This is a genomic window from Nitrincola iocasae (assembly GCF_008727795.1).
GTDB lineage: Bacteria > Pseudomonadota > Gammaproteobacteria > Pseudomonadales > Balneatricaceae > Nitrincola > Nitrincola iocasae.
Genome location: NZ_CP044222.1, coordinates 1,154,153 through 1,178,358, shown reverse-complemented (window position 1 = coordinate 1,178,358; position 24,206 = coordinate 1,154,153). Strand labels below are relative to the sequence as shown.

The 24,206-nt window shown below is 51.2% G+C and carries 23 protein-coding genes; 17 read left to right on the top strand and 6 right to left on the bottom strand.

Annotated elements, in window-relative coordinates; all coding sequences use genetic code 11:
* Positions 1–45 precede the first annotated feature (45 nt).
* Positions 46–426, top strand: a complete 381-nt coding sequence (locus F5I99_RS05450) for a DUF4168 domain-containing protein (protein ID WP_151054017.1) — start codon at positions 46–48, stop codon at positions 424–426.
* A 136-nt stretch (positions 427–562) separates the two neighbouring features.
* Here F5I99_RS05450 and F5I99_RS05445 read toward each other — a convergent pair whose 3' ends face one another.
* Genes F5I99_RS05445 through F5I99_RS05430 form a run of 4 tightly spaced genes read right to left on the bottom strand, consistent with a single transcriptional unit; the run spans position 563 to position 3,531 of the window.
* Complete coding sequence (locus tag F5I99_RS05445) at positions 563–1,414, bottom strand: alpha/beta fold hydrolase (RefSeq protein ID WP_151054016.1); 852 nt, start codon at positions 1,412–1,414, stop codon at positions 563–565.
* A gap of 27 nt (positions 1,415–1,441) precedes the next feature.
* A complete protein-coding gene (locus F5I99_RS05440; RefSeq protein WP_151054015.1) occupies positions 1,442–2,440 on the bottom strand; it encodes an amidoligase family protein in 999 nt (332 codons plus the stop codon).
* Between the two features lie 18 nt (positions 2,441–2,458).
* A complete protein-coding gene (locus tag F5I99_RS05435) occupies positions 2,459–2,926 on the bottom strand; it encodes a gamma-glutamylcyclotransferase family protein (RefSeq protein WP_151054014.1) in 468 nt (155 codons plus the stop codon).
* Between the two features lie 35 nt (positions 2,927–2,961).
* On the bottom strand, positions 2,962–3,531 hold the full coding sequence (locus tag F5I99_RS05430) for a cupin domain-containing protein (RefSeq protein ID WP_151054013.1): 570 nt from the start codon (positions 3,529–3,531) through the stop codon (positions 2,962–2,964).
* A 340-nt stretch (positions 3,532–3,871) separates the two neighbouring features.
* Here F5I99_RS05430 and F5I99_RS05425 point away from each other — a divergent pair, with 340 nt between their 5' ends.
* The 7 genes from F5I99_RS05425 (at position 3,872) to F5I99_RS05395 (ending at position 11,610) form a co-directional block, all read left to right on the top strand.
* Positions 3,872–4,972: an ABC transporter ATP-binding protein gene (locus F5I99_RS05425; RefSeq protein WP_151054012.1), complete on the top strand. Its 1,101-nt coding sequence runs from the start codon at positions 3,872–3,874 to the stop codon at positions 4,970–4,972.
* Positions 4,973–5,025: 53 nt separating this feature from the next.
* Positions 5,026–6,075, top strand: coding sequence for an ABC transporter substrate-binding protein (locus F5I99_RS05420; protein ID WP_151054011.1), 1,050 nt, complete (start codon positions 5,026–5,028; stop codon positions 6,073–6,075).
* Between the two features lie 71 nt (positions 6,076–6,146).
* The gene (locus tag F5I99_RS05415; RefSeq protein WP_151054010.1) at positions 6,147–7,403 is read left to right on the top strand and encodes an ABC transporter permease; all 1,257 of its coding nucleotides are present in this window, start codon (positions 6,147–6,149) and stop codon (positions 7,401–7,403) included.
* 4 nt (positions 7,404–7,407) lie between these two features.
* Positions 7,408–8,232, top strand: a complete 825-nt coding sequence (locus F5I99_RS05410) for an ABC transporter permease (protein WP_151054009.1) — start codon at positions 7,408–7,410, stop codon at positions 8,230–8,232.
* 47 nt (positions 8,233–8,279) lie between these two features.
* A complete protein-coding gene (gene gabD, locus F5I99_RS05405; protein WP_151054008.1) occupies positions 8,280–9,734 on the top strand; it encodes an NADP-dependent succinate-semialdehyde dehydrogenase in 1,455 nt (484 codons plus the stop codon).
* Between the two features lie 25 nt (positions 9,735–9,759).
* Positions 9,760–11,034 carry a 4-aminobutyrate--2-oxoglutarate transaminase gene (gabT, locus tag F5I99_RS05400; RefSeq protein WP_151054007.1) on the top strand — a complete coding sequence of 425 codons (1,275 nt, stop codon included), beginning with the start codon at positions 9,760–9,762 and terminating at the stop codon, positions 11,032–11,034.
* Between the two features lie 186 nt (positions 11,035–11,220).
* On the top strand, positions 11,221–11,610 hold the full coding sequence (locus tag F5I99_RS05395; RefSeq protein ID WP_151054006.1) for a DUF3461 family protein: 390 nt from the start codon (positions 11,221–11,223) through the stop codon (positions 11,608–11,610).
* A 210-nt stretch (positions 11,611–11,820) separates the two neighbouring features.
* Here the strand turns inward: F5I99_RS05395 and F5I99_RS05390 are convergent, their stop codons facing one another.
* A complete protein-coding gene (locus F5I99_RS05390) occupies positions 11,821–13,032 on the bottom strand; it encodes a CaiB/BaiF CoA transferase family protein (protein ID WP_151054005.1) in 1,212 nt (403 codons plus the stop codon).
* A 25-nt stretch (positions 13,033–13,057) separates the two neighbouring features.
* Positions 13,058–14,236 (bottom strand): acyl-CoA dehydrogenase, encoded by a 1,179-nt coding sequence (locus F5I99_RS05385; RefSeq protein WP_151054004.1) that lies wholly within the window; start codon positions 14,234–14,236, stop codon positions 13,058–13,060.
* Between the two features lie 244 nt (positions 14,237–14,480).
* Here F5I99_RS05385 and F5I99_RS05380 point away from each other — a divergent pair, with 244 nt between their 5' ends.
* The 9 genes from F5I99_RS05380 to F5I99_RS05340 all read left to right on the top strand — a co-directional run bounded on the left by F5I99_RS05380 (position 14,481) and on the right by F5I99_RS05340 (position 24,120).
* Complete coding sequence (locus F5I99_RS05380; RefSeq protein ID WP_151054003.1) at positions 14,481–16,274, top strand: sensor histidine kinase; 1,794 nt, start codon at positions 14,481–14,483, stop codon at positions 16,272–16,274.
* A complete protein-coding gene (locus tag F5I99_RS05375; RefSeq protein ID WP_151054002.1) occupies positions 16,271–17,629 on the top strand; it encodes a sigma-54-dependent transcriptional regulator in 1,359 nt (452 codons plus the stop codon). Before F5I99_RS05380 ends, F5I99_RS05375 begins: the two co-directional genes overlap by 4 nt.
* Before the next feature lie 14 nt (positions 17,630–17,643).
* Complete coding sequence (locus F5I99_RS05370) at positions 17,644–18,141, top strand: YqhA family protein (RefSeq protein ID WP_151054001.1); 498 nt, start codon at positions 17,644–17,646, stop codon at positions 18,139–18,141.
* A 144-nt stretch (positions 18,142–18,285) separates the two neighbouring features.
* Positions 18,286–18,606 (top strand): DUF7352 domain-containing protein, encoded by a 321-nt coding sequence (locus F5I99_RS05365; protein WP_151054000.1) that lies wholly within the window; start codon positions 18,286–18,288, stop codon positions 18,604–18,606.
* A gap of 22 nt (positions 18,607–18,628) precedes the next feature.
* Positions 18,629–19,504: a LysR substrate-binding domain-containing protein gene (locus F5I99_RS05360; RefSeq protein ID WP_151053999.1), complete on the top strand. Its 876-nt coding sequence runs from the start codon at positions 18,629–18,631 to the stop codon at positions 19,502–19,504.
* 307 nt (positions 19,505–19,811) lie between these two features.
* Positions 19,812–20,774, top strand: a complete 963-nt coding sequence (locus F5I99_RS05355; protein WP_151053998.1) for a TAXI family TRAP transporter solute-binding subunit — start codon at positions 19,812–19,814, stop codon at positions 20,772–20,774.
* Between the two features lie 9 nt (positions 20,775–20,783).
* Positions 20,784–21,269 (top strand): DUF1850 domain-containing protein, encoded by a 486-nt coding sequence (locus F5I99_RS05350; protein WP_151053997.1) that lies wholly within the window; start codon positions 20,784–20,786, stop codon positions 21,267–21,269.
* Positions 21,270–21,314: 45 nt separating this feature from the next.
* Positions 21,315–23,336, top strand: a complete 2,022-nt coding sequence (locus F5I99_RS05345) for a TRAP transporter permease (protein ID WP_151053996.1) — start codon at positions 21,315–21,317, stop codon at positions 23,334–23,336.
* Positions 23,302–24,120 (top strand): FadR/GntR family transcriptional regulator, encoded by an 819-nt coding sequence (locus F5I99_RS05340; RefSeq protein WP_225307566.1) that lies wholly within the window; start codon positions 23,302–23,304, stop codon positions 24,118–24,120. The genes F5I99_RS05345 and F5I99_RS05340 overlap by 35 nt, the downstream gene beginning before the upstream one ends.
* Positions 24,121–24,206: the final 86 nt, after the last annotated feature.

Sequence of the window (24,206 nt, the reverse complement as noted above, 5' to 3'; positions counted from 1 at the left end):
AATATGGCAGTTAATACATTGAATTTAATCAAAGGAGTTAATCAGATGAAGAAGACATTACTTGCCGCCGCACTGACTAGCCTGATCACCCTGGGCTTTGCTGCCACTGCAACTGCCAATGAAAGCGAAGCTGCCACACAGGCACAGCCAGCAACACAGCAGGCACAGATGGAATTTGCTGAAAACGACCTACAAACCTTCGCATCTGTTCAGGGAGATCTGGACACTATTCGTGCAGACTATTCAGCACGCCTCGAAGCCACCAGCGACCAGGAAAAGGCTGCTGAGCTACAACAGGAAGCCAGCCAACTGATGGTCGAAGCTGTACAAGATGCAGGCATGGACATTGAAACCTACAACAATATCGCCCTTGCACTGCAGAGCGACCCGGAACTGCGTGACGAAGTGTCTGCCATGCTTAACTAAGATATCTTTCTATCGCCCGCGGAGCGGGCTCCTACATTGGCAGATTGCTTCCCTTTGTAGGAGCTCACTCTTGTAGGAGCTCACTCTGTGAGCGATGGTTCTATCGCCCGCGGAGCGGGCTCCTACAGGGGTGGTTTTATCGCTCGCGGAGCGAGCTCCTACAGATCCAATCCACTACTATTGTTTGCTGCTGCGGGTTTACCAATGTTGGGGCATGACCGACGTCGGTGAAGGTTACGCTTTGTGCTGTGGGTTGTGCTTTCTGCATTGCTTCTAGCAAGCTGACTGAGAGCAGATCGGATTCAGCGCCACGCACTATCATCAGCGGACAGCGAATGGCCTGCCATTGCGGCCAAAGCGTTTGCCCGTCATCTTCAACCTGGAAGGCCTTTACCAGCGCCGGGTCATAATGCAGGGTATAGCGACCATCTGTGAGGCGACGACTTGAGGTGATTGCCATGCGCCGCCAGAACTCAGCTGTATTCTTACCAAAGGTTACATACACCGTTTGCAACCACTGCTCCAGCGCAGTCAACGAATCAAACACCGGCTGTATACCTATATAATCACGAATGCGCTGCAGCGCCTCGGCAGGCAACTCCGGACCTACGTCATTAACCAACAGTGCACTAACTGGTGTGTGCTCTTCGGCAGCCAGCAGCATACCGATCAGCCCACCCATAGACGTTCCGATCCAGATACACTGCTCTATATGAAACGCCTCAAGCAGTTGGCGTGCCACCTCGACATAACGCGGCAGCACATAATCCACCTCGGGTGAAGGGCTCCATTGGGAGTATCCACGACCCGGTGTATCCGGACAGAGCACAAAATAGTCTTTGGCCAGCGTTTGTGCCAATTCATCAAAATCCCGACCTGTGCGGGTCAAACCATGCCAGAGCACAACCGCAGGAGCACTTTGATCGCCCCAACAGGTCAAATGCACTTCTAAGTGATTGCATTGAACAAAATGATGTCGTGCTTGCATATCGACTCCCGTTTCTCTGTCGGTAGCTCAGCTAGGCTGAACCCAATTTTTATCCAAGTGCCCCGCCCAGTCACCGAACCAACGATCCAGAGGACGAGCCAGAAACTTTTGATAATCACGGCAACAGTTATTTAAACGCTCCCTGTCAGATGCAAGCTGCTCCACTTCAACCCAGTCATTCCATGACCGGTACAACCCCCAACCTGGCTGATCTATTTCACAATTAGGCAGACGGTAGTGCCAGGTAGGTCGCGCTTTAATCAACACATCCTGCGTTTTGCGTGCAACACGAGGTGCATCCAGATATTTGAACAAGGGTAACAGATCCAGAGCCCGATTACGGGTTGGATTAAATTCCAGGTAATCATCCATCAATTGCGCCAAATCAGGCCAGTATTCGGGATCTATCACTTTCAGCAGGTAGTCTTTGGGAAACGGCTCAGCAAACAGAGTTACACGCCTTGCCAGATCTATCTGTGCACGTTTAAACAACCATTCATAAAGACATAAAAATGATTTCAGCACAGCAGTCAGCAGCTCAGCATCTTTCGAGGGTATTTCCGGATTAAACTGCATACCAAACGCATTGGTCAGGGTATCAGACGTGCCCCGAGCTCCCGCCTTACGCAACTCAACAATGAGATGTTCTACCTCGTCAAGACGATCCAAAGGTAAAGGGGGACTCACTACCTCCAAGGGAACCAATGGCAAAGAAACGGTTTTCAGTAAAGCTTCAGCCGACTCACTCACCTCCCCCGACAGGGTATCGACCGCATGCTCTTGACGGCCCATTTTTTTAAGCAGATCGAAATCCAGTTCAACGATCCAATCGCCAGCCGGATCGCCGGTCAAGCGGCGCTCATAGCGACCATCCTGTTTGACAGCAAGCGACATCAACTGACTGATCAACTCGCTGACCTGATCCAGTGACATGCCATTCATCTCAATTTCGACGCCGCAACGACGGACATCACCCTCGGCATTTTGCCGCCACGGGGGGGATCGTAATTTTGCAAGTTCAGCCATAAGCCGTCCCTTTTAATGTCAGTAGGATGCAGATTCCGCTGTTTCCAGTCTACGATAAACCCACGCCCGACTACCATCATTCAGAACCATTTTCACTCGTTCATAACGCACACCCAAGCGCTCGTAGCGATCCAGTCTTGCCAATTCACTGGCATTTACTTCAAACACCAGGCCTTGGGTCTGCGCAGCGGGGTCCGCAATAATATTCAAACCCTCTCGCCGTTTACCCGGCAGTGATGCCTCTTCTGTTACGCCCGCACGTCCCATGACCAAAAAGCGTACCCAGGGGCTCTTCAATGTACCAAAGGCAAACACTCTGTGAGTGCCCTCTTGCAACGCAGGCAAATCATCCGGAGGTGTATAAAAAAAAGGACTTAACAATATCAACCAAAGATAAACCGGCAACAACAATACAAGCCCCGAAGTCACCCAAACCAGTCGTGTACGACACTTTCCTGAGCAATATTTACGGCGTTCAGAATGCATACCACCTCAGCAATTAATTCACCTCGTGCTTCATATTATAGATAAGGTGGCGTACAAGCGCTGACAATTACACACTCTACATCGCCGACATTTCGAAAGCGGTGTGGCTGACGACTATCAAACAGGTAGGCATCACCCGCTTTGAGAATCTGTTTACGGTCCCCCACTGTCAGCTCAATACTGCCGGAAATGACTACACCGCCCTCTTCAGACTCATGCTGCAACATACTGCGACCAGTATCAGCACCTGGCTCATAGTGCTCATACAAAATTTGCAGTTGATGGTGACGCATATCACCCACTTGACGATAATCCACCGGACCCGCTGTCAGCGGCATTAATTCGTTGGCTTTGAAAAACACCCGGCTTTCCTCAGGGGGTTCCAGGGCAAAAAAATCGGTCAGGGATAATGGAATAACTTCCAGAATCTTTTTCAAAGAAGAGACAGAGGGGCTGCTCTGATTATTTTCGATTAAGGAGATGGCCGCATTAGTGACACCGGCACGCTTGGCCAACTCCCGCTGCGAAAGACCCGCATTCTGACGCACAAAGCGTAACCTTGCCCCCAATTCAAATTCTTCCTGTGTACTCGGCTGCTCACTCATACCACTCACTCCGAAACTGCACCAAAACCCACCCCGAAAACTAACTTAAGCACCAAAACGGGGCATAAAATTACACTTGCGTTAAATGGTCCAAATATGCGATAAATAAACTTAACACACGGGCCGCGCGATGTCCGATAAGGTTAACCCTGAACTGGCACAATTTGTGCAGACTTATCAACTTAAAGTCTACATACGTGTCAGGCATTGCCAGCAAGGGCGTTAGCCTTAGGGAATAATAACTATAATACCCACCTACTTGAAAGTGGAGTGTTATTTTTCGCCCTTGCTGTCAATTTTAATTAACAAGTCAGTTCATCTGACGCAGGAGGAGAAAGATATGCTAGAAGGCACGGCCAATGAGCCTTTGGTGCGCTTTACCGGTGTGCAGAAAACCTACGATGGTGAGACTCTCGTCGTCAAGGACCTCAATCTCAATATCCAGAAAGGTGAATTTGTCACGCTGCTGGGTCCATCTGGCTCCGGTAAAACCACTTGCCTGATGATGCTGGCCGGCTTTGAAACCCCGACCAGCGGCGATATTTTTCTTGGTGAGCAACGCCTGAACACCCAGCCACCGCATAAACGCAATATTGGCATGGTGTTTCAGAACTACGCACTGTTTCCGCACATGACCGTAGAAGAAAACCTCTACTATCCGCTTAAGACCCGTAAAATCCCCAAAGCCGATGCCAAGGCCAAAGTAGACAAAATCCTGCAAACTATTCAGCTTGAAACCTTTGCCAAACGTCGCCCGGCACAATTATCCGGTGGGCAGCAACAGCGTGTAGCGCTGGCTCGCGCATTGGTATTTGAACCGCAACTGGTGTTAATGGACGAACCACTGGGCGCGCTGGATAAACAACTGCGTGAACACATGCAGCTGGAAATCAAACATCTGCACGAAAACCTGGGCCTGACCGTAGTCTTTGTTACCCACGACCAGAGTGAAGCCCTGACCATGTCAGATCGAGTTGCCGTATTCAACGATGGCGTCATCCAGCAGATCGATACCCCGCAGGCGCTGTATGAATATCCCGCCAACTCTTTTGTTGCGCAGTTTATTGGAGAAAACAACACCCTGATGGGCAAAGTGCAATCAGTTGAAGGGGATTTCTGCCAAGTTAGTTTTGGGGACGGCCTGGGTACGCGGGCATCGAAAAGCCAGGTGCTTGCAGCTGGAGATCCGACACTACTTTCTATTCGTCCTGAACGTATTCACCTGAACAGCGGCAGTGTTGAACTGCCCAACCGCTACAAAGTCAAGCTACATGAATTCATCTACTTAGGCGACCACCTACGCCTGCGTTGTGGACTCGCTGGCAATGACAACTTTTATGTCAAGGTGCCGGTCAGTGAACTCTGCCCGTCTCTGTCTGTCGGCGATTTCATCGATATCGGCTGGCGTGATGAAGATGTCAGAGCACTGGATGCTTCTTGATTTTTTGCTGCAACACACACCTGAAAACCCATCCGAAAATAGCGGAGATCAAAATGAAACTAAAAAATAAAACAGCTAAACATCTATTGACTGGCAGTCTGCTCGCGGCGAGTCTGGCCATGGCGGGCAGTGCGCAAGCCTTTACCGTTATCTCCTTTGGTGGTGCCAATGGCGATGCATTGCAGGAAGCCTATTATACACCTTTCGCCAGCAGCACCGGTACAGACCTGACCCCAGGTGACTACAATGGCGAGTTCGCACGCATTCGCGCCATGGTTGAAACCGGTAACGTCAGCTGGGATCTGGTAGAAGTTGAATCACCAGAACTTATCCGGGGTTGCTTTGAAGGGTTGTTCGAGCCGATTGACTGGGAAAAACTGGGCATCAAAGATCAGTTAATTTCACCGGCTGTGACTGAGTGTGGCGTTGGTATGTTTGTATGGTCTACCGTGCTTGCTTATGATGCTGACCGCCTGGAAAAGGCACCACAAAGCTGGGCCGATTTCTGGAATGTTGAAGAGTTTCCAGGTAAGCGCGGCCTGCGTCGCGGTGCCAAATTCACACTTGAATTTGCACTGATGGCTGATGGCGTTCCTGCTAATGAAGTTTACGATGTTCTGGCTACACCAGCCGGTGTTGATCGCGCCTTCGCTAAACTGGAAGAAATTCAGGATCACATTCAGTGGTGGGAAGCCGGTGCTCAACCACCTCAGTGGCTGGTTGCCGGTGATGTGGTCATGTCCTCAGCTTACAACGGCCGTATTGCTGTTGCTCAGGAAGAAGGTCGCAACCTGGCCATCAACTGGTCAGGCAGCGTATATGACCTGGACTACTGGGCTATCGTACAGGGCAGCAACAACGCTGATACTGCCTATGATTTCATCCGCTTTGCCAGCCAGCCAGAAAACCAGGCTGAATACTCTAAACGCATTCCTTATGGTCCAGTAACGCCAGAAGCCCTGGCTCAGCTACCAGAGGATCAGGCTATGCGCATGCCTACCAACGAAACTAACCTTGAAGGTGCTTTGGCTGTCAACACCGAATTCTGGGTTGATTACGGCGAAGAACTGGAACAGCGCTTCAACTCCTGGGCATCTCAATAAGTTACCCGTACCGGTCAGGGACGACCGGTTTATTGTTTAATTAACGGGTCTGCGAAAGACCGGAGGAGATAATGACCAGCATTACGGCCACTCAGACACTCGACGGAGCCGAACCGGTTTCCGGCCTGAAGGCGCAATTGCGCCGTGCTGAACGCTTAAAAAAAATAAAGGCCATGTTGCTCGTCGCACCACTGGCCCTATTTCTGATAGTTGCCTTTGTGCTGCCAATCAGCAGCATGTTATGGCGCAGCATCGACAACTCTGAAATCAACCAGGTTATGCCACAAACTGCCGCCCAGATTCTCAAATGGGATGGTACCGGGATTCCAGATGAAGCCGTGTTTGCTGCACTGGCTGAAGAACTACGTGAATCCAGAGAGGATGGTGGACTCGGCCGTATCGGCCGGCGACTGAACTATGAAGATCCCAGTTTTCGTTCACTGTTAACTCGCACGATACGCAAACTGCCAGCCACTACCGAAGTCAGTTGGACAGATGAACTGACCGGTATAGATGCGCGCTGGAATGACACTGAAACCTGGCATGTGCTGCTACGCGCTGCACCCACTACAACCGACCGCTATTTATTAGCCTCGCTGGATATGGAACGCGGTGATGATGGCAAAATCACCCGGGTTGAACCCAATCAGCAGTTGTATGTCCAGGTATTCAAACGCACGTTGGTAATTGCTGGCGGCGTCACACTTATCTGTTTATTCCTGGGCTTTCCACTGGCTTATTTGCTGGCAACACTGCCACCGGCGAAAAGTAATATCCTGCTAATTTTTGTGCTGCTGCCTTTTTGGACCTCGTTACTGGTCCGTACAGCGGCCTGGATCGTGCTGCTGCAATCCGGCGGTCTGGTCAATGCAGGTTTAATGTGGACAGGAATTATTGACTCGCCGATGCAGTTGGTATTCAACCGTATCGGGGTATTTTTTGCCATGGTACATGTATTGCTGCCGTTTATGATTCTGCCACTCTACAGTGTTATGAAAGGTGTATCACCCACTTACCAACGTGCTGCCGTCTCTTTAGGTGCACATCCTTTTGCCGCTTTTTGGCAAGTTTATGTACCTCAGACTATTTCCGGTATCGCGGCTGGAACCATTCTGGTGTTCATTATGGCGCTGGGCTATTACATCACCCCTGCACTGGTGGGCGGCCCTTCTGATCAGATGGTGAGCTATTACGTCGCTTACTACACCAACACCACCAATAACTGGGGTATGGCTGCCGCACTCGGTGCCCTGTTGCTGTTTGTGACCCTGTTGCTGTATCTGGTGTACCACAAACTGGTCAACAAACGACAACTGATCCGGAGCTGATATCATGAGCTTACAACCCTATGCTTCCCCGGTCGAACACATCTGGTTCTGGACCTTCAGAATTTTCTGCGGACTGATTCTGGTGTTCCTGATGCTGCCGGTGCTGGTCATTATTCCGCTGTCGTTTAATGCAGACAGTTTTCTGACCTATCCCATTAACGACTTTTCACTACGTTGGTATCGGGAAATATTCAGTGATGGTCCTTGGGTGGACTCCCTCAAAAACAGCTTGATCGTAGCGCCAATGGCGACAGTGCTGGCCATGTTCTTCGGTACACTCGCCGCGGTGGGTTTAAACCGTGCTGATTTCCCTGGAAAAGGCATGATTCTGGCCCTGCTGATTTCGCCTATGGTTGTACCCTTGGTGATTGTGGCCGTGGGTATGTATTTCTTTTTTGCTGATCTCGGACTGTTAAACAGTTACACCGGACTGGTGATTGCACATGCCGTGCTGGGTGTCCCTTTTGTGGTCATTACCGTGAACGCCACGCTACAGGGCTTTGACTACAACCAAATGCGAGCTGGCGCCAGTCTGGGAGCCAGTCCAGTGCGGGTATTTTTCACCGTGGTACTGCCTCAGATTGTTCCCGGTGTTGCTTCGGGTGGCTTATTTGCCTTCGCCACCTCCTTCGATGAGGTGGTGGTAGCCCTGTTTATTGCCAGCCCGACTGAACGCACTCTGCCGATTCAGATGTTCTCCGGTATACGTGAAAATATCAGCCCGGCAATCGCTGCCATGGCAACTATTCTGATTTTAATGTCCGTAGTGCTCCTGCTGGTTATGGAGCTACTCAGACGCCGCAGTGAAAAACTGCGTGGTCACGCCTGATAACCAACCGCGGGATAAGCAACCCGCGGATTTGATTGGAGAAACCTATGTTACAAGCGATGCAGCTGTTTAGACAGCAGGCTTACATCAATGGCCAATGGGTCAATGCCGACTCAGGTAAAACCTATGCCATTCACAACCCGGCCACGGGAGACAAGCTGGGTGAAGTACCCAGCATGGGCGCGGCTGAAACACAGGCTGCCATTGACGCCGCTGAGGCAGCCCTACCGGCCTGGCGCGCTAAAACAGCTAAAGAACGAGCTGTAATCCTGCGCCGCTGGTTTGATTTGATGATGCAGCACCAGGATGATCTGGGTCGTCTGATGACCCTGGAACAGGGCAAACCTCTGGCTGAAGCCAAGGGTGAGATTGCCTATGCCGCATCCTTTGTTGAGTGGTTCGCTGAAGAAGCCAAGCGTGTCTATGGCGAGACCATTCCTGGTCATCAGGCTGACAAACGCATTGTGGTTATTCGTCAGCCCATCGGTGTCGCGGCTGCGATCACGCCCTGGAACTTCCCATCAGCGATGATTACCCGTAAAGCCGCACCAGCATTGGCTGCCGGTTGCACCATGGTGCTCAAGCCAGCACCACAAACCCCCTTTTCCGCACTTGCACTGGTTCAACTGGCAGAAGAAGCGGGTATTCCACCGGGCGTACTCAGCGTTGTAACGGCCACTGCAGAAGACTCCATTGCTGTCGGCAATGTGTTCTGCAGCAGTGATGTGGTGCGTAAGCTCTCCTTCACCGGCTCTACCGGTGTGGGGATCAAGCTGATGCAACAGTGTGCACCGACACTGAAAAAACTGTCATTGGAACTGGGTGGTAATGCCCCGTTTGTAGTATTTGATGATGCTGATCTGGATGCTGCCGTAGAAGGGGCAATCATTTCCAAATACCGTAACGCCGGTCAGACCTGTGTATGCGCTAACCGCATCTATGTGCAGAAAGGTGTCTACGATGCCTTCGCCGAGAAATTCGCCGTCGCGGTGGCAAAACTCAAAGTCGGTAACGGTCTGGAAGACGGCGTCACTACCGGTCCATTGATCGATGCCAATGCGGTCAAAAAAGTACAAAGCCACCTGGAAGATGCACTCAGCAAGGGTGCCAAGCTGACCACCGGCGGTAGCCCTCATTCACTGGGCGGAACCTTCTTTGAACCGACCATCATCACCGGCGCAACGCCCGATATGTTGATTGCCCGTGAAGAGACCTTCGGCCCACTGGCACCACTGTTCGCCTTTGAAGATGAAGCTGACGTGATTCATATGGCCAATGACACCGAATATGGCCTGGCAGCTTACTTCTATGCCCGAGACCTCGGTCGTGTCTGGCGTGTCGCTGAAGCACTTGAGTACGGCATGGTCGGCATTAACACCGGCGTAATTTCCACAGAAGTGGCACCCTTCGGTGGCGTTAAATCTTCAGGTCTGGGACGTGAAGGTTCACGTCATGGCATTGAAGAATACCTGGAAATGAAATACCTCTGCATCAATATCTGAATATATAATCTGGAGAAAAACGATCATGAGTAAAACCAATGCTGGCATGATAGAGCGGAAAAATCAGGCTGTTGCCAGAGGCGTTGGCCTCGCCCACCCGCTGTTTATCGATTCGGCAAAAAACGCTACCTTGACTGATGTAGAGGGACGCAAGTTTATCGATTTTGCTGGCGGTATTGCCGTTTTGAATACCGGCCATCTGCATGACACGGTCAAGCAGGCGGTTGCCGAACAGCTGGAAAAACTGTCACACACCTGTTTCATGGTGATGGGTTATGAGCCCTACGTAGCGGTATGTGAAAAAATCAATGCGCTGGCCACCGGTCCATCTGCCAAGAAAAGCGCGCTATTCACCACCGGTGCAGAAGCCGTTGAAAACGCCCTCAAAGTAGCGCGGGCACACACCGGGCGCACCGGTGTTATCGCCTTTGGCGCTGGTTATCATGGCCGCACCCTGGCAACACTGGCTCTGACCGGTAAAATCGCTCCTTACTCCAGTGGCATGGGTCTGATGCCCGGTGATGTTTACCGTGCCCTCTACCCCTGTGAAATGCATGGTATCAGCACTGAAGAGGCTATTGCCTCTATCGAGCGTATCTTCAAATTTGATGCAGAAGCCTGCAACATTGCCGCCATCATTCTCGAACCCGTTCAGGGCGAAGGCGGTTTCTATGTCGCACCGAAAGCCTTCATGGCAGCCCTGCGTGAGATTTGTGACAAGCACGGTATTCTGCTGATTGCTGATGAAGTCCAGACAGGTGCAGGCCGCACCGGTACTTTCTTTGCCATGGAGCAGATGGGAGTCGAGCCGGATATCACCACCTTTGCCAAATCCATTGCCGGTGGTTTCCCGCTGTCAGGTATTGTCGGCAAAGCTGACATTATGGACAGTATTGCACCCGGTGGCCTGGGTGGTACCTATGGCGGCAGCCCAACAGCCTGCGCAGCCGCATTAGGCGTGTTACAGGTATTCGAGGAAGAGCAGCTACTGGATCGTGCCAAGGTTGTTGGCACAACTCTTCGCGATTACCTGACCAATCTGTCGCAGCAGCACAAAGTCATTGCGGATGTGCGTGGTCTGGGTGCCATGATCGCGATAGAACTGATCGATGAGCAAGGTCAGCCACAACCTGAACTTACCGCAAAAGTAGTCGCTAAAGCACGTGATAAGGGTCTGATCCTGATTTCCTGCGGTCTTTACGGCAACGTTGTGCGTATTCTGGTACCTCTGACAGTACCCGACGCTCAACTGCAGCAGGGACTGGACATCATCAGCGAGTGTTTTGCTGAACTTGCCTGATTGCGGCTAGTTTCAGACAAATGACAGCCAGGATGTCCACAACAGACATCCTGGCTTTTTTTATTGCGCCGCTCCTGCATCAGTCAATATTTTTTGATTCATCCCTAAACCATTTCAATCCCTTGCGCTATACTAATGTCGTACAGTTACCCGCACCAAAGCCCGCAGCCAAAAGAGAGTGGCATTATGACCGTTGAGAAATTTAAGACACTAGCCGAAATGGGAGTTGAAGACGTCTCCGAAATCGAGAAGTTTTCTACGCGCCAGGAAGGTGATATGGATATACTGAAAATTTACTTTCACCGCGATCCAGGCGAATGGTTTGCCAAAAGCAAAAAATTCAAATTCAAGCGCCAGGTTAAAACAGTTCGAGTGAACGAAGGCAAGGTGTCCTATCGCGAAACTTCCGAGTCATCCCCCTACTTCCTGCGTGCACTGACTGAGCTGGAAAAACTGGCCGACGAAATGCACACCGCCAAGGGCCGTAAAGAAATACTGCTAGATGAAATCGATCACCTTGAAAAAGTGATGGAGCGTAAAATCGCCGATATCCGCCGACAGATAGAAGAGCTCTGATAAAAATCCTTGTGGGAGCTCACTTGTAGGAGCTCGCTCCGCGAGCGAATTCGCCCGGAGACCGGGCTCCTACAAAAGCATGACCCTGAATTCGCCCGGGGACCGGGCTCCTACAAATACATGACCCTGTAGAGTTCGCCCGGAGACCGGGCTCCTACAAAAGAACCCCACCAAATCGCCCGCAGAGCGGGCTCCTACACTGTCGCGAAATCAAATAACACCCTTGGCTTTGAGATCTGCCAACGCCTGGGCATCAAGCCCCAGGTGACGACTCAAAATAGCCTCTGTGTGTTCTCCAAGCATTGGCGGTGCGGTGGGGGCATTGAGTGCTTCGCCGTTAAAACGAATGGGGTTGCTGACCAGACTGACTTCGCCATCTTCAGGATGTGAACGGGTGATCTTCAAACCACGGTGTTTCACCTGAGGATCGTCAAACACACGGTCGAGGGTATTTATCGGCCCACAAGGCACACCCACCTGCTCCAGTGACACCAGCCACTCATCAGTGGTTTTGCCACGCATAGGTTCAAGCAACAACGGGATTAATTCATTCCGATGCTGCACGCGCAAGGCATTGCTGGCAAAGCGTGGATCATCGGCTAAGGCTGCACAGCCTGCCGTTTCACAAAAGCGCCGAAACTGTCCATCATTCCCCACCGCCAGAATAATATGCCCATCAGCGGTCGCAAAGGACTGATACGGCACGATGTTCGGATGCGCATTACCTAACCGCTGCGGCACATCGCCTGAGGTCAGGTAATTAAGTGCCTGATTCGCCAGTACACCTACCTGCACATCCAGCAGTGCCAGATCAATATAGGTGCCCTCACCGGTACGCTGACGCTGCAGCAAGGCTGCCATAATGGCGTTGGCAGCATACATACCGGTAAAGATATCAGCAAACGCCACACCGACCTTAACCGGGCCACCACCCACTTCAGAATCAGGCTGACCGGTGAGGCTCATCAAGCCACCCATCCCCTGAATCATAAAGTCATAACCGGCACGCTGTGCGTAAGGCCCGTCCTGGCCAAAGCCGGTAATGGAACAATAGATCAGATCAGGCTTGATGACTTTTAGCGAAGCATAATCCAGGTGGTACTTTTTCAGACCTCCCACCTTGAAGTTCTCCAGTACCACATCACAGGATTGCACCAGTTGATGCAGCAAGGCCTGACCGTCGGTACTGGCCATATCGATGGTCACCGACTGCTTACCACGGTTTGCACCCAGATAATAAGCGGCTTCATGCGACTTATCCAACCAGGGCGGCCCCCAGCGACGTGTATCATCACCCTCGCCAGGACGCTCGATTTTGATCACTTCAGCCCCGAGATCAGCCAACTGCTGGCTGCACCAGGGGCCGGCCAGAATACGGGACAGATCCAGTACTCTGACACCCTGTAAGGGTTGTGCCGGCATATTTGTCACCTCAATAGGTTGGTGATCAGAAAAACGCCTGGATACCGGTTTGTGCGCGTCCCAAAATCAGACCGTGCACATCGTGAGTACCTTCATAGGTATTCACCGACTCCAGGTTCACCATATGGCGCATCACGCCGTACTCATCAGACACCCCGTTACCGCCATGCATGTCACGGGCAACGCGGGCGATATCCAGCGCTTTACCGCAGTTGTTACGCTTGACCATAGAGATCATTTCCGGCGCCCAGTTACCCTCATCCATCAGACGACCGACCTGCAATACCGCCTGCAGACCTAAGGTGATTTCAGTTTGCATATTGGTCAGCTTCATCTGAATCAGCTGCGTAGCCGCCAACGGGCGACCAAACTGCTTACGATCCAGGGTGTATTGGCGTGCTGCGTGCCAGCAGAACTCCGCCGCACCTAATACGCCCCAGGCGATACCAAAGCGGGCTTTATTCAAACAGCCGAACGGACCCGACAGACCCGTAGCGCCGGGCAGCAGATTTTCTTCAGGGACAAAAGCGTTATCCAGGACGATTTCGCCGGTGATAGAGGCTCGCAGAGACAACTTACCGCTGATTTTCGGCGTGCTGAACCCTTCAGTGCCGCGCTCAACGATAAAGCCTTTAATCTTGCCATCATGGGCATCCGATTTGGCCCAAACCACGGCGATATCGGCAATCGGACTGTTGGTGATCCACATTTTCTGGCCGCTGAGCAGATAACCGCCATCGACTTTACGCGCACGAGTAATCATCGAACCCGGATCGGAACCATGATCCGGCTCAGTCAGACCAAAACAGCCAATCAGTTCAGCGGTTGCCAGTTTCGGCAGGTATTTCTGCTTCTGCTCTTCACTGCCGTAGGCTTCGATTGGATGCATCACTAGTGAAGACTGCACACTCATTGCTGAACGATAGCCTGAATCCACCCGCTCAACCTCACGCGCAATCAGACCATAAGACACGCTGTTCACACCCGCGCCACCATAAACTTCAGCAACGGTTGGGCCTAACAGTCCCATCTCGCCCATTTCATTCATTATTTCTTTATCAAAACGCTCTTCACGCGCCGCACTCAGCACACGCGGCTGTAGCTTCTCCTGACAATAGGCGCGCGCGGCGTCCTGAATCTGGCGCTCATCATCGGTTAACTGCTGCTCGAAAAAAAACGGGTCATCCCACTGGAACGAAATCATTGTTTGCGCCTCCGCGATAATTGTAATGTGGCCAAGCCATTTCTTATATTTATTATAATAAATAGGAGAAATCAAGTAATTCTATTTTACGTCCCTGTCACAGCGCCCTCTAATTCTGACTAAAAACCACCCAAAGCCAGTAAAATCGGGGGTGTGCGCTCGGGTTTACGGCTGTGATAAGATTCACTTATCTTTGTATCAACGACCTGTATTATGGCAGGTTGTAAACATTTCAGGGCGGGATATGCAAAAATCAGACAGATCCGTTTGGGAGATGCGCCGCATTTGGCTGGTGGGTTTTCTGCTGCTGCCATTTTTACTGGTGCTGACCGCCTGGCTGGGGTTCAGTCATGCCAGGGAGCAGGCACTGCAACAAGCGGATGAACGCCTCAACCTCTATGCCAGCAGCTTCGAAGGCGCGATCAACAAGTATGACTACCTGCCCTGGATGATTACACAAACTCCTGATGTAAAGCGGCTTTTAGACAAGCCTGATTCGCCGCTGGCCGATAATATCAACGCGTTCCTGGCACGTACCCGCAGCACCTCACTCGCCGATGAAATCTACCTGATGGATGCACAGGGGCAGACACTGGCATCGAGTAACTACCAGGAAGCCGAAAGTTTTATTGGCAATAATTACCGTTTCCGCCCTTACTTCACTGATGCCATTCGCTCAGGTCATGGCGAATTTTTTGCCATCGGCACCACCACTGGGCTACCTGGTTATTTTCTATCTGAGCGTGCCAGTAGTCAAAGTGGAGAGCATCAGGGTGTTGCCGTAGTCAAGGTGGATCTGGAACCGTTGCAGGCAGACTGGCAGTTGGCGGCCGAGAAAGTCTTTGTCTCTGATACCAACAACATTATCGTCCTTTCCAGCCAACCACAGTGGAAATACCGCTATATTGATGCGCTTTCAGACAACCAGTTGGATGATATCCGCCGTAATCGTCAATTTGATTCTATCGAACTCAAGCCGCTGGGGATAAAACGCAGTAACTATTTTCAGGTCATGCCGGAGGCCGACGGAAAAACGGCTGGCTATTTAAATAAAACCCTGGAACTCTCCCGCCCCGGCTGGACAATTCATTACCTGGTGCCCGTATCCCCTCTTTATCAGTTCGCCTTTCTGACCGCGGGCCTGGTACTGATTCTGTATATTCTTTGCATCACTGGCGTGCTGTGGATGCGCGAACGAAGTCGAAGAGCACAGGCTGCACTCAAAGCCGAACAGCGGCTGCGTGCCCTGAATGACAGCCTGGAAGATCAGGTTATTGATCGCACTGCCGAACTGGAGAAACGCACCTCTGAACTGCAGCGCATCCAACGGGAATTAGTACAATCAGAAAAACTCGCCGCATTGGGCATCATGGCCGCAGGGCTATCTCATGAGCTGAATCAACCACTCACCGCCGTACGTACCTATGCGGCATCAGGTCGCAAACTACTGACGCGAGCCCTCTATGAACAGGTGGATACTGCCCTGGATAAAATCATGACACTGACCAGCCGCATGAGCGATATCACTTCACAACTGAAAGTGTTTGTGCGCCAGGCGCCAGCACAACCCCAACCGGTTGACTGGTCTGCACGCATCGATTTTGTGCTGGAAATGCTGGAACATCGCATCAACCAACAACAAGTCTCTATTCAAGCCGACTACCCGCCTCAGGCTCTGATTCGTGGCGATGATGCCCGTATCGAACAGGTACTGGTTAATCTGCTCAGTAACGCTCTGGATGCAGTATCCTCAACCCCCGATCCGCACGTCAGCATTCACCTGAGTGAAACCAATGGTGGCTGGCAGTTGCAGGTAGAGGATAATGGTCCCGGTTTTGCGCCTGAACAGATCAAGCACCTGTTCGAGCCCTTTTACTCTACCAAAAATGTCGGCCAGGGCATGGGGCTTGGGCTGTTTATCTGCTACGGGCTAGTGCAAGACCTGGGCGGCAGCATCCGGGCTGAATGTCATGCTAAAGGCGGTGCACGCTTTGAAGTCTGGCTCCCACTCTATGAACACAAGGCAACCGCTGCATGACGCATATTGAATGTAACCAAGTACTCCTGGTAGATGATGATCCCGCCGTACTCGAAGCGACTCGGCAATGGCTGGAATTGTCTGATATTCAGGTGACCACCCTCGACAACCCTCTAGCGGCGCAAGACGTCATCCATGCCGATTTTCCGGGCGTTTTGGTGTCTGATATCCGTATGCCAGGTATCAGCGGCACCGATCTCATGGCCCAGGTACACGCTAAAGTACCTGGACTCCCGACTATTCTGATCACCGGCCATGGCGATATTCCCATGGCAGTTGAAGCGATGCGTAACGGTGTCTGGGATTTTCTGGAAAAGCCCTTTGATCCCGAACGGCTTGAAGACATTATCCGCAAAGCCCTGATTACCCGTTCCCTGCAGCTTGAAAACAACCGCCTGCGTGCGGCCATGCATGACCCGGTCAATAAGCGTTTACTGGGTAACAGTCAGGCGATGATCACCCTGCGCCAACAGGTTCAACGCCTCAGCAAGGTACAAGCCAATATTCTGATTCATGGTGAAACCGGGGCCGGTAAGGAAGCGGTGGCGCTTTCCCTGCATGAATGCAGCCCGCGTGCACACAAACCCTTTGTCGCGATTAACTGCGGCGCGCTGACGCATGAACTGGTGGAGTCAGAGCTATTCGGCCACCGCAAAGGCGCGTTTACCGGCGCACTGGAATCACGCGAAGGCAAACTGGAATTAGCCAGTGGTGGCACCCTGTTCCTGGATGAAATCGAATCCATGCCGCTACCGGTGCAAATCAAATTATTGCGAGCCATTCAGGAACAGCAGATTGAACGCATCGGTAGCAACCAACTCATCGACCTGGATCTGATTATCATCTCAGCCACTAAAATCGACCTGCTACAACTGTCTGAACAGGGTCAATTCCGCGAAGATCTCTACTACCGGCTGGCCGTAGCCGAACTGCATATTCCTCCTCTGCGAGAACGTCAGGAAGATATCCTCATGCTGTTCAAACACTTTACCCATCAAGCCGCTGAAGTGCATGATCTTGAAATAGAAGCCCCCGATGCAGCTTACACCCAGACACTGCTGCACAACCCCTGGCGAGGCAATGTCCGCGAACTACGTAACAAGGCCACACGCTATGCGCTGGGACTGGAAAACCAGGCCACAGAACAACAGTCTTCAGATACGCCTATGAGCCTTGCTGCTCACCTCGAAGACTATGAACGCAAGCTGATTCGTGAGTCACTTATTCGTCAGCAGGGTAATATTCAAAAGGTTATGGATGAGCTGCAACTCCCCCGCCGTACCCTGAATCAAAAAATGCTACGCTTGGGTCTTCAGCGTGATACGCTGATGAATATCAAAAATGAAAATCCCTGACGAGGAAGCCTTGCATGGAAAAGCTGCTAAATAAAAGTCGATTTCTGGTTTTGGTTATCGTGTTAGTTTGCGCCTTATCGTCTATTTTGCTCTACATAACCAGTATCCATGTGATCTACAGCATTGTGATGGAATGGATAGTAAAAATACCCTCAAGTGCTGATAACGGCAAACGTTTAGCGGTCAATCTGCTCAAAGTTCTGGACACACTGTTAATTGCAGTTACCTTTCAAATAATGGCCTTAGGTCTATATAGGTTGTTTATCTCTACAACAGCCAGCATTGGTTCAGGATTATTTACTGCTTTAAAAATCAATGACTTTCATGATCTTAAGGTCACCATGATTCAAGTCTCGATGGTGATTCTGGTTATTTTGTTCCTTGAGCAAGCGGTAGAAATCGGAGGCACGCTGGAAACACTGTATTTTGGTCTTGCTATTGCCCTGGTCATTTTCAGCTCTGTATTCGCGGTTAAAAGCATGCTGGAATCAAAGCATCCAGGTGACAAGTGAAAACTCCACCCGCAATTACGGAACAAGGACACATTCAATCCAAATAACATCGAATAAACCGATCAATATTTATCAATAAATCTGTTTTATCGATTCAACTCCAGTGCTATAAATTTAACTGTCAATACGTACTGGAGGTGTGTCATGAAAACAATCAGACAAGTGACTTTAGATGCCAGCAAACCCGTCAATGAGCTGTTATTACACGAGGGCTTTAGAGTGGTAAAAACTGAGTTCAGTCTAATCAGTCAGTCGATAGAAGTGTGGATTGAAGAACCTCTTAGGGCAGACCTTCCGGTAGAAGCCTGCTTTCTGAAGGTAGTGGGCAATGGCCAGCCCGTGCCCTTGGTCTACGAATACATCAGCTCAGCTTACAACCCCTTCGAGCACAAAGCTATGCATGTATTCAAAGTGCCGGAGAGCGTAGTGAGAACAGAACCTACACATCTACAGGCAGTGGCTTAGGAGTAGTGGCTTAATTGTAGCAATGAACATAAAACTCAATTACAAACATTTGCATTATTTCAGAACCATCGCCAGGGACGGCTCAATCGTTGCGGCCAGCGAAACCTTGCAGCTCACGCCGCAAACCCTCAGCGGCCAACTTTCGCAGCTTGAATCTGAATTAGGCCATCTGCTCTTTAAGCGAGAAGGCCGCAAACTGCACCTGACCCCTTTTGGGCAACAAATATTTGATTATACCGACGCAATGTTTTCCATTGCTGATGAACTGTCACTTTTTGTAAATACAGATCAATTCCAGGAACGCCACTTGTTACGGGTAGGCATCTCCTCCTCTATTCATAAGTTGATCGCCTACAACCTCATCTCTCCGTTACTGGAAAAATCACCGACGGTACACCTCATTTGTAAAACCGGAGAAACCGAACAGCAACTTAGCGAACTGAAAGCACATCGTTTCGATCTGCTGATTACAGATCGACCCAGAGTAATAGACGATATATCCGCGTTCAAAATAAAGGAAGTTCTGAGTTCGGGTTTAAGTTTATTTGCGTCAGCACAGCTCGCAAGTCACCTTAGAGAAGCTGGCTTACCTGACAGCTTGCAAAGCACAACCCTGCTCGCCAATGCACGTAATGCCGTCTATTTTGAACGCCTGATTGCCTGGTTGGCAAAACGCAATGTGCATATGCGCATTAGCGCAGAAATTGATGACAGTGCATTAATCAAAATTTTTGGCTCTCACGGATTGGGAGTGTTTGCCGCACCCACCAAAATTGCCGATGAGGTTTGCCGTCAATACCAGGTTGAACGATTATTCGATATCGACTCGGTACAAGACAAAATTTATGCCGTGTTCAATGACTCTGTGCTGAATTCGCCTTGGGAAGACTGCATTTGATAACAGGGTATACACACTACACTTAGGCATAATCAAGCCGAAGCACACGCATTCATAGGCAATATTTGGCTCATAAACAGTCTTTTAATCGCAGATATTGTAGTTACTATCCTCTCAAGCCCTGATCTAGAAGATACAGGCTTACCTGGCACGCTTCCTGCATTTCACAGAGCTGTAAACCTAAACAAACATAATAAAGATTAGGCAATTTCCAAAAACGCACTCTACACTCTATCTACCTGTGAACATCAAAATCACATTGTGATGATGTGGGTGAGTTTTATAAAAATAATCAAGGAGAAGCACTATGCGCCGCATTGGCCTAGCATTACTACTGTCTGCAACCCTGACAGTTCCTGCTGTACAAGCCCAACAAAACCTCTCTATTGCTACCGGTGGTACCGGTGGTGTGTATTACCCTATTGGCGGTGGTCTGGCTGAGATGATCGGTCAACACATCGAAGGTCACTCAGCCGTCGCTGAAGTCACCGGTGCCTCGGTCGAAAACATGGGTCTGATCCACCGTGAAGACTCTGATCTGGCTATTGCGCTGGCTGACACAGTTTATCAAGCCTATCACGGTACTGGTGCCTTTGAAGGCCGTCAGGTTGAGGATGTCCGCGCCATCGCATCGTTATATCCTAACGCCGTTCAGATAGTAACGCTGCAGGGTTCAGGCATCAACTCGCTGGCAGACCTGAAAGGCAAGCGCGTTTCTGTTGGTGCGCCAGGTAGTGGTACCGAAGTAAACGCTCGTGCTGTACTGGAATCCAATGGCGTCAGCTATGATGACTTTACCGTACAACGTCTGAACTTCAACGAAACTGCCGATGCGCTGCGCGATAACGACATTGATGCCGGTTTCTGGAGTGTTGGCCCACCGACCAGCTCTATCCTCAGTCTGGCTAATAGCCGTGATATTCAGCTACTTTCTCTGACTGAAGAAGAAGTTAAGAATGCCATGGGCGCGGAAGCCGTGTTCGCACCTTATCAGTTGGCTGCTAACCTGTACGAAGGTATGGATGCACCAGCCAACACAGTTGGTATTCCTAACGTACTGACGGTCAATGCCGCCATGCCGGAAGAGCTCGCCTACCAGATCACCAAGGTGTTATTTGAAAAAGTAGACGAACTGCGTGCGATTCACCCAGCGGCTAACGACACGACTGTCGAGTTCAGCATGGGCTCTACGCCGATTCCTATGCACCCAGGTGCACTGCGCTACTATGAAGAAATTGGTGCTGAAATCCCTGATCGTCTGCGCGAGTAAGGGTAAGTCATGTCTCAGGGTCAGTTAATCCTGCTTTCCCTGGCGCTGCTGCTGGTTATTCCGGCAGCAGCAGAACAACCCACTGACTATGCACTGGAGATCAGCAATAGTGAGCAACAGCTACTGGCTCGCTTCCCAATACAGCAAGGCAACTGGTGTATGCACTGGAAGCATTCAGTAACAGGAATCGCCGTTCAGGACTGCTATCGCACTGAAAACCAACAAATGTTGTTAGACCACTCCTGGCAGCCAGACTTTGCGGCAGGGTTGGGACACTTTGAAGGTCGCGGCACGATGACCAGTCACCCAGAAGGTGGCTACCTGATTAAAGACATAAATGAACCGGTTGCTGAGAATCGTTTCTGGTTGCGTGCCGGAGCGAAAACTGTAGGCCATACACTGGTCAGTGCCGATCAGCGCTTAAATCTGAGCCAGATGGCCGCAGGACAACGCCTGCAGATCCGCCTGATCACAGATACACAACCCGACAATTAACAATTTATAACAATAACAGCCAGACATCCGGCCGGAGTGACATGCATGACGGATAGCAAAAGCGCGGTACCTTCACTGGATACCATCAGTTTCCCCAAAGATTCCGGGCCGCGTCCGGTACTTTGGCTGATCACTTTCATTGCGATTGGCCTTTCCTTGTTTCAGCTGTATAGCTCGGGCATACAGCCACTCGGGCTTTTCTACCAGCGCGGTATTCACCTTGCGCTGGTACTGATGCTGACCTTTTTGATTTTTCCTCCTCTGAGTAAAAGCCATCGCGGCCCTTTCCTCTGGCTGATCGATATCGCCTTCTTTGCTGCTGCGGCTTACTCAGGTTTTTATCTGGTCTTTTATCTGGATGAAATTATCAACCGAGCTGGTTTCTGGACCCAAACGGATATAGTCGTCGCCTGTATAACCACCGTAGTTGTGCTGGAAGCTAGCCGCCGTGCAGTAGGCTTTGGCCTGACAATAATAGGTATTGTCGCCATTCTCTATGCCCTGTCTGGCGCACGTGGCGATCTGCCCTGGTTAGGTGAGTGGCTGCCCGGCATCCTTAACCACCGCGGTTACACATTGGACCGTATTGCTGGTCAGCTGTATCTGGGACAGGAAGGCATCTTCGGCCTCCCACTTGGGGTTGCCGCCACATTTGTATTTATTTTTGTGCTATTTGGTGCGTTTCTGGAAGTCACCGGTGCCGGTAAGTTCTTTATTGATCTGGCCTTTGCCGGTACAGGCCGTCAGCGCGGCGGACCGGCGAAAGCTGCGGTACTGGCATCAGCCAGCATGGGCTCCATCTCCGGCAGCTCAATTGCCAACGTAGTCACTACCGGGGCCTTCACTATCCCACTGATGAAGCGACTGGGCTACAAGCCTGCGCAGGCCGGGGGCATCGAGGCCGCTGCCAGTACCGGTGGTCAGATTATGCCACCACTGATGGGGGCCGGAGCCTTCCTGATCGCGGAATACACCCGCGTCCCTTACGTTGATATCGTCAAAGTCAGCGTATTCCCAGCGCTACTCTACTTTTCCACTGTCTATCTGTTTGTGCATATTATTGCCATCAAACAGGGTATGCACGGTATGGCAAAAAGTGAATTGCCGGTGCTGCGCGAAGTGATGAATCGCGGCTGGTTCTTTCTGCTTCCCCTGATCATGCTGGTGTACCTGCTGGTGACCGGCATTTCACCCATGCGCGTAGGCTTCTATGCGGTGATGGGTATCATTGTGATTGCGGGTATTAATGGCTTATACCTCGCCTTTAAACGCGGCCAGCAGAACAACAACCTGTCTCAGGAACTGTTGCAAACGGCCAAATCCGGTGGCCACAAAATGCTGCTGGGCCTTGAACTGGGGGCTCGCAACGCCGTTGCCGTCAGTGTCGCCTGTGCCGTGGCCGGGATCGTTGTTGCAGTCGTGGGACTGACCGGTTTGGGGCTCAAGTTCTCCTCCATGATGATCGCGTTCTCGGGCGGCAATATTCTGCTGGCACTGTTGTTAGTCATCATCGCCAGTTTGATTCTGGGTCTGGGTCTTCCGGTCACAGCCAGCTACATTGTCCTGATTGTATTGGTAGGCCCGGCGCTGACCAATGAGTTTGGTATTCCATTACTGGTCGCACATCTGCTGGTGTTCTGGTACTCCCAAGACTCCAATGTTACCCCGCCGGTGGCACTGGCGGCATTTGCCGCCGCCGCTATAGCTGGAAGCAAGACCATGGAAACCAGTGTACAGTCGTGGAAATTTGCCAAAGGCCTGTATCTGATACCACTGTACATGGTATTTAATCCGGAAATCATCATGGGAGGTACCTGGCCGATGCTGATCTGGAAAGGTGCTGTGATCATCATCGCCTTGGTTGCCTTTGCCGCGGCTATCGAAGGCTTCCTGTTCACCTGGATAAAACACTGGATGCGCCTGATCCTGATAAGTTGTACCATTGCGCTTTTCTTCCCGATTATAATGGTCCAGGCAATCAGCGCCGTACTTGTCATCCTGCTGCTGTTGTTCAACTACACACAGGAACATCGTGCCACTGCTGCCAGCCTCACCAAATCAGGATAAGCTATCACTGACAGAAGAGATGTTGATGAGCAAGGCACTGACAGCCGCTGAGTTTCCAAAGCGCATGAAGCGCGCTGATCAAATCGTCGAGGCGGTCAAACGCTGGGTGGTCACCCAAGACATCCAGCCGGGCGACCGCCTGCCGAATGAAAAGGCCCTCACTGAACTGTTCGAGTGCTCCAAGGGAACCGTGCGGGAAGCGTTGAAATCACTCGAAGTTCAGGGGCTGATCACCGTACGTACCGGCCCTAACGGTGGTGCCATACTGGCCGAAGTCCCCTATGGGCATGCCTCGCAAATGCTGCGTAACTTCCTGCACTTCCAGCACACTAGTGGTCCGGATATCTACGGTCTGCGCAAACTGATAGAACCAGAAATTGCCGTCCTGGCAACCGATAAACTCTCCGATACCGACCTGGAAGAACTGCAACGCCTCACCGACCTTTGTGCCACAGCACCCACAGATATCCAGCAACGCCTGGACCAACGTATGTCCGAACTGGACTTCCACATCCTGCTGGCCGATCGTTGCGGTAATCCGATTTTAGGCTTTATGGGTCGTTTTCTGAATGATCTGCTCAAGGATCTTGTGATATACAAGAAAGTACAACTGCCGGAGCAGATCGAGTTTTCAAAATCCAACCTCCAGTACCACCATGCACTGGTGAAGGCATTCCACCAGCGTGATACCCAGCAGGTCCGCCAACTGATGCTGGAACACATGCAGGCGGCTGAAGCCTTCAACATAGAACTCGAAGCCCGACTTTCAACACAATTTTTGTAGGAGCTCACTTGTAGGAGCCCGCTCTGCGGGCGATGTTTTTTTCGCTCGGGGACCGAGCTCCCACAGACCGAGCTCCTACAACCGAG

What these genes read in the sequence shown, in the direction of transcription:
- F5I99_RS05350 (WP_151053997.1), top strand. Translation starts at nt 20,784, where the DNA reads ATGTCTCAGGGTCAGTTAATCCTGCTTTCCCTGGCGCTGCTGCTGGTT.
- F5I99_RS05370 (WP_151054001.1), top strand. Translation starts at nt 17,644, where the DNA reads ATGGAAAAGCTGCTAAATAAAAGTCGATTTCTGGTTTTGGTTATCGTG.
- F5I99_RS05360 (WP_151053999.1), top strand. Translation starts at nt 18,629, where the DNA reads ATGAACATAAAACTCAATTACAAACATTTGCATTATTTCAGAACCATC.
- F5I99_RS05435 (WP_151054014.1), bottom strand. Translation starts at nt 2,926, where the DNA reads ATGCATTCTGAACGCCGTAAATATTGCTCAGGAAAGTGTCGTACACGA.
- F5I99_RS05365 (WP_151054000.1), top strand. Translation starts at nt 18,286, where the DNA reads ATGAAAACAATCAGACAAGTGACTTTAGATGCCAGCAAACCCGTCAAT.
- F5I99_RS05450 (WP_151054017.1), top strand. Translation starts at nt 46, where the DNA reads ATGAAGAAGACATTACTTGCCGCCGCACTGACTAGCCTGATCACCCTG.
- F5I99_RS05425 (WP_151054012.1), top strand. Translation starts at nt 3,872, where the DNA reads ATGCTAGAAGGCACGGCCAATGAGCCTTTGGTGCGCTTTACCGGTGTG.
- F5I99_RS05390 (WP_151054005.1), bottom strand. Translation starts at nt 13,032, where the DNA reads ATGCCGGCACAACCCTTACAGGGTGTCAGAGTACTGGATCTGTCCCGT.
- F5I99_RS05430 (WP_151054013.1), bottom strand. Translation starts at nt 3,531, where the DNA reads ATGAGTGAGCAGCCGAGTACACAGGAAGAATTTGAATTGGGGGCAAGG.
- F5I99_RS05395 (WP_151054006.1), top strand. Translation starts at nt 11,221, where the DNA reads ATGACCGTTGAGAAATTTAAGACACTAGCCGAAATGGGAGTTGAAGAC.
- F5I99_RS05380 (WP_151054003.1), top strand. Translation starts at nt 14,481, where the DNA reads ATGCAAAAATCAGACAGATCCGTTTGGGAGATGCGCCGCATTTGGCTG.
- F5I99_RS05375 (WP_151054002.1), top strand. Translation starts at nt 16,271, where the DNA reads ATGACGCATATTGAATGTAACCAAGTACTCCTGGTAGATGATGATCCC.
- F5I99_RS05440 (WP_151054015.1), bottom strand. Translation starts at nt 2,440, where the DNA reads ATGGCTGAACTTGCAAAATTACGATCCCCCCCGTGGCGGCAAAATGCC.
- gabT (WP_151054007.1), top strand. Translation starts at nt 9,760, where the DNA reads ATGAGTAAAACCAATGCTGGCATGATAGAGCGGAAAAATCAGGCTGTT.
- F5I99_RS05345 (WP_151053996.1), top strand. Translation starts at nt 21,315, where the DNA reads ATGACGGATAGCAAAAGCGCGGTACCTTCACTGGATACCATCAGTTTC.
- F5I99_RS05355 (WP_151053998.1), top strand. Translation starts at nt 19,812, where the DNA reads ATGCGCCGCATTGGCCTAGCATTACTACTGTCTGCAACCCTGACAGTT.
- F5I99_RS05415 (WP_151054010.1), top strand. Translation starts at nt 6,147, where the DNA reads ATGACCAGCATTACGGCCACTCAGACACTCGACGGAGCCGAACCGGTT.
- F5I99_RS05410 (WP_151054009.1), top strand. Translation starts at nt 7,408, where the DNA reads ATGAGCTTACAACCCTATGCTTCCCCGGTCGAACACATCTGGTTCTGG.
- F5I99_RS05445 (WP_151054016.1), bottom strand. Translation starts at nt 1,414, where the DNA reads ATGCAAGCACGACATCATTTTGTTCAATGCAATCACTTAGAAGTGCAT.
- F5I99_RS05420 (WP_151054011.1), top strand. Translation starts at nt 5,026, where the DNA reads ATGAAACTAAAAAATAAAACAGCTAAACATCTATTGACTGGCAGTCTG.
- F5I99_RS05385 (WP_151054004.1), bottom strand. Translation starts at nt 14,236, where the DNA reads ATGATTTCGTTCCAGTGGGATGACCCGTTTTTTTTCGAGCAGCAGTTA.
- gabD (WP_151054008.1), top strand. Translation starts at nt 8,280, where the DNA reads ATGTTACAAGCGATGCAGCTGTTTAGACAGCAGGCTTACATCAATGGC.